Origin of the sequence: Streptomyces sp. SID14436 (assembly GCF_010548465.1) — a bacterium.
GTDB lineage: Bacteria > Actinomycetota > Actinomycetes > Streptomycetales > Streptomycetaceae > Streptomyces.
Genome location: NZ_JAAGMD010000379.1, coordinates 1 through 4,145, shown reverse-complemented (window position 1 = coordinate 4,145; position 4,145 = coordinate 1). Strand labels below are relative to the sequence as shown.

The 4,145-nt window shown below is 74.2% G+C and carries 4 protein-coding genes; 1 reads left to right on the top strand and 3 read right to left on the bottom strand.

Annotated elements, in window-relative coordinates:
- Positions 1 to 32: 32 nt before the first annotated feature.
- From G3I53_RS13275 to zapE, 3 genes are all read right to left on the bottom strand, one after another.
- Entirely contained in the window at positions 33 to 1,379 is a 1,347-nt protein-coding gene (locus tag G3I53_RS13275; protein ID WP_164334563.1) for a PhoX family protein, read from the bottom strand.
- Between the two features lie 169 nt (positions 1,380 to 1,548).
- Positions 1,549 to 2,337, bottom strand: a complete 789-nt coding sequence (locus G3I53_RS13270) for a slipin family protein (protein WP_164334559.1) — start codon at positions 2,335 to 2,337, stop codon at positions 1,549 to 1,551.
- Between the two features lie 144 nt (positions 2,338 to 2,481).
- Complete coding sequence (gene zapE / locus G3I53_RS13265; protein WP_164334558.1) at positions 2,482 to 3,636, bottom strand: cell division protein ZapE; 1,155 nt, start codon at positions 3,634 to 3,636, stop codon at positions 2,482 to 2,484.
- Here zapE and G3I53_RS13260 point away from each other — a divergent pair.
- On the top strand, positions 3,635 to 4,145 hold a 511-nt coding region (locus tag G3I53_RS13260), incomplete at its 3' end, for a dihydrofolate reductase family protein (RefSeq protein ID WP_203617052.1). The two genes, zapE and G3I53_RS13260, sit on opposite strands and share 2 nt — an antisense overlap.

The window sequence follows — 4,145 nt, the reverse complement described above, 5'->3', positions numbered from 1 at the left end:
GCCGGGGCGCCTGCCCCGGCCCCGCGCGCGGGTCACCGCCGCCAGGGGCCCGTCACCGCGAAGGTGGTGCCGGGGTCGTAGCAGTTGACGTACATCGTCCGGCCGTCCGGGGAGAACGTGACCCCGGCGAACTCGCCCCACTCCGGGTCCTCGGGCGTGCCCGTGTTCTGCCGGTTGCGGGCCAGCGCGTACACCTCGCCGCGCCGGGTGACGCCGTAGACGTGCTGGGCGCCGCCGCCGTCCTCGCAGACCATCAGGCCGCCGCTCGGGGCGAGGCAGATGTTGTCCGGCGACTCGCCGGGCAGCTGCACGTCGGTGTCCGGGCCGAAGACGATGACCAGGGTCAGCCGGCGCCGGTCCGGGTCGTAACGCCAGATCTGGCCGTAGTGGTCGCCGGCCGAGCCCTCCGCGCTGCGGGCGAAGGACGACACGAAGTACACCGACCGATCGCCCCAGTAGCAGCCCTCCAGCTTCTGCGCGTGCGTGATGCCGCCGCGGCCGAAGTCCTGGAAGCGGATGGGGGTCTCGGCAGCCAGCGGGTCCGGCACGTCCACCCACTCGATGCCGTCGAAGCGGGCCCCGGTCTCCTGGATCGAGGACAGGTCCGGGACGCCGGGCACGCGCATCGCCTGGAGCCGTCCGCCCGCGCGCAGCGAACCCGTGCCGCCCAGCGGCTTGTCCGGCAGGAACCGGTAGAACAGGCCGAAGGGCCGCTCGAAGGCGTCCTCGGTCTCGTAGACGATGCCCCGGCGGGGGTCGACGGCGACGGCCTCGTGCTGGAAGCGGCCCATCGCGGTGAGCGGCACCGCACCCGTGCGGCGCGGGTCGGCCCCGTCGACCTCGAAGATGAAGCCGTGGTCCTTGGTGTAGCCGTTGGTGCCGGCCTTGTCCTCGGTCTCCTCGCAGGTCAGCCAGGTGTTCCAGGGCGTCGGTCCGCCCGCGCAGTTGACGGCCGTACCGGCGATGGCGACCCGCTCCGAGCGGACCCGGCCGTGCGCGTCCAGGGTCAGCGAGGTGCAGCCGCCCTTGCCCTCAGGGTCGTAGGTGAGGCCGTCGACGGCCGGCACCGGTACCCGGCCGGCCTCGCGGTTCTCGTGGTTGCGGACGAGGTGCACCTGGCCGCGCCGGCCGCGGAAGGCGGCCATCCCGTCGTGGTTGGAGGGCACCGGGCCCTCGCCGGAGCGCAGCGGGTCGCCCTCCCGGGAGAGCACCCGGTAACGGAAACCTTTCGGCAGGTCGAGCAGGCCGTCGGGGTCGGGCACGAGCGGGCCGTAGCCGTCGTGTCCGAGGGCCTGCGCGGCGGCGGAGCCGGTGAACAGTTCGGAGAGCGCGCCGGTGAAGGCGATGCCGACACCCAGGGCGCCGGAACGGGCGAGCATCTGACGCCGTGTCGAGCCGGTGGCCCCGGAGTCGGGCGTGAGGGCGGGACCGGCGCTGGGCGACCCGGTTTCGGTCATGGGGGGAACCTTCCTGCTGGCGGACAGGAACAGTGACCCCGCCGTGTCTATCACTTGGGGGGAGCCGCGTGAACCACGCGCGTAGCACGTGTCACGGGTCGGGAGGCGGCGGCGCCTGCTGCGTCTGGGCCCGCTCCACGAAGCGCAGCAGCTCCACGGGGAAGGGCAGGACCAGGGTGGAGTTCTTCTCGGAGGCGACGGCGACGACCGTCTGGAGCAGCCGCAGGTGCAGGGCGGAGGGGGTGTCCTCCATCTGCTGGGCGGCCTCGGCGAGTTTCTTCGACGCCTGGAGCTCGGCGTCGGCGTTGATGATGCGGGCCCGGCGTTCCCGGTCGGCCTCGGCCTGGCGGGCCATCGAGCGCTTCATCGTCTCCGGCAGGGAGACGTCCTTGATCTCCACCCGGTCGACGTGCACGCCCCAGCCCACCGCGGGACTGTCGATCATCAGCTCCAGCCCCTGGTTGAGCTTCTCCCGGTTGGACAGCAGATCGTCCAGGTCGCTCTTGCCGATGATGGAGCGCAGCGAGGTCTGCGCCATCTGGGAGACCGCGAACCGGTAGTCCTCGACCTGCACCAGGGCGTCCGTGGCGTCGACGACCTTGAAGTAGACGACCGCGTCGACGCGCACCGTCACGTTGTCCCGGGTGATGCCCTCCTGGGCGGGCACCGGCAGCGTGACGATCTGCAGGTTCACCTTGTGCAGCCGGTCCACGAACGGCACGATCAGCGTGAACCCCGGGGTGCGCACCCCGCGGTGCACCCGGCCGAGCCGGAAGACGACCCCGCGCTCGTACTGTTTGACCACCCGTGCCGCGGCGGCGATGTAGACGACGCCCGCGGCCCCCGCCGCGGCGACCGCGGCGAGCAGCTCCTCGACCATGCCGACCTCCCGTCCGAAGGCCCGACCGTGCCGGTGCGCGCACGTGTGTCGGCTCTCCCCACGATAGGCACGCGCCGGGGCGCGGGGCCATGGCGCGTGCGGGCGGGGGAGGGGCGGGCCGGCCGGGCGGCCGGAGGCGAGGGGTCAGCGGTCGCCGGTGAGGCGCCCCGCGTCCCGGGCCAGGGCGGTGAGCCGCGAGATCGCCCGGAAGTACTTCTTGCGGTAGCCGCCCTTCAGCATCTCCTCGCCGAACAGCTGGTCGAAGGGCAGCCCGGAGGCGAGTACCGGGATCTCCCGGTCGTAGAGCCGGTCGGCGAGGACCACCAGCCGGAGCGCGGTCGACTGGTCCGGCACCGGCCGCACCCCGGTGAGGCACACCGCGCGCAGCCCGTCGGTCAGCGCGCCGTACCGGCTGGGGTGGACCTTCGCGAGGTGGTCCAGCAGGTCGGGGAAGGCGTCCAGGGAGGCCCCGTCGGTGGCCTGCGCGGCGGCGGTCACGACGTCGTCGGAGTACGGCGGCGGCGCTTCGGGCAGCCCGCGGTGGCGGTAGTCCTCGCCGTCGATGCGCAGGGCGCGGAAGTGGGCCGACAGGCCCTGGATCTCGCGCAGGAAGTCGGCCGCCGCGAAGCGGCCCTCGCCCAGCTTGCCGGGCAGCGTGTTGGAGGTGGCGGCGAGCGCGACGCCCGCCTCGACCAGCTTGCCGAGCAGGGTGGACACGAGCACCGTGTCGCCCGGGTCGTCGAGTTCGAACTCGTCGATGCACAGCAGGCGGTGCCCGGAGAGGGTGCGGACCGTCTGCTGGAAGCCCAGGGCGCCGACCAGGTTGGTCAGCTCCACGAAGGTGCCGAACGCCTTGAGGGAGGGCTCGGCGGGCGTGGCGTGCCAGAGCGAGGCCAGCAGGTGGGTCTTGCCCACGCCGTAGCCGCCGTCGAGGTAGACGCCGCGCGGGCCGGCCGGGGCCTTGCGGGGCGCCTTGCCGAAGCCGAACAGCCGGCGCCTGCCGGAACCGCCGGAGGGCGCCGGGCCGAGCCCGGCGGCGAACTGCTCCAGGACGCCCACCGCCTCGGTCTGGCTGGGCTGGTCCGGGTCCGGTATGTAGGTGCCGAAGCGGACCGCGTCGAAGCGGGGCGGCGGCACCATCTCGGCGACCAGCCGGTCCGCGGGGACGTGCGGCTCGCGGGCGCACAGGGACAGCGGGGCCAGGCCGGTCGGGGGACCGGACGGGGAGGCGGCGGCGGAGGACGCGGAGGAGGACGACACGCTTACCCATGCTACGGGGCGTGGAACACTGCACCGCATGCGACGCCTGTTCCCTGTGACCTACGAAACAGCAGCTCCCGACCGTGCGGCCGGTGCCGCCGACGGTTCCGGCGCGTCCGGCGGCGAGGGCGCCCAGGGGGCTCCGGCCGGGGCCGGCCGGGAGTGGAGCCTGGCCGAGCTGGCCGCCGCGTACGCCTACCCGGAGCCGGGGCCGGACGGCCCCGCGCCGTGGCTGCGGGCCAACATGGTGTCCACCCTGGACGGGGCGGCCCAGCACGACGGCCGCTCGCAGCCCATCTCCTGCGCCGCCGACATGCGGATCTTCGGCACGCTGCGGGCGCTCGCCGACGTGGTGGTCGTCGGCGCCGAGACGGTACGGCAGGAGGGCTACCGCCCGGCCCGCGCGCGGGCGGAGTTCGCGGCGGCCCGGCAGGCGGCGGGGCAGGGGCCCGCGCCCGCGATCGCCGTGGTCAGCGCGAGCCTGGACCTGGACTTCTCGCTGCCGCTGTTCGCCTCGCCGCTGGTGCCGACGCTGGTGCTGACCGGTG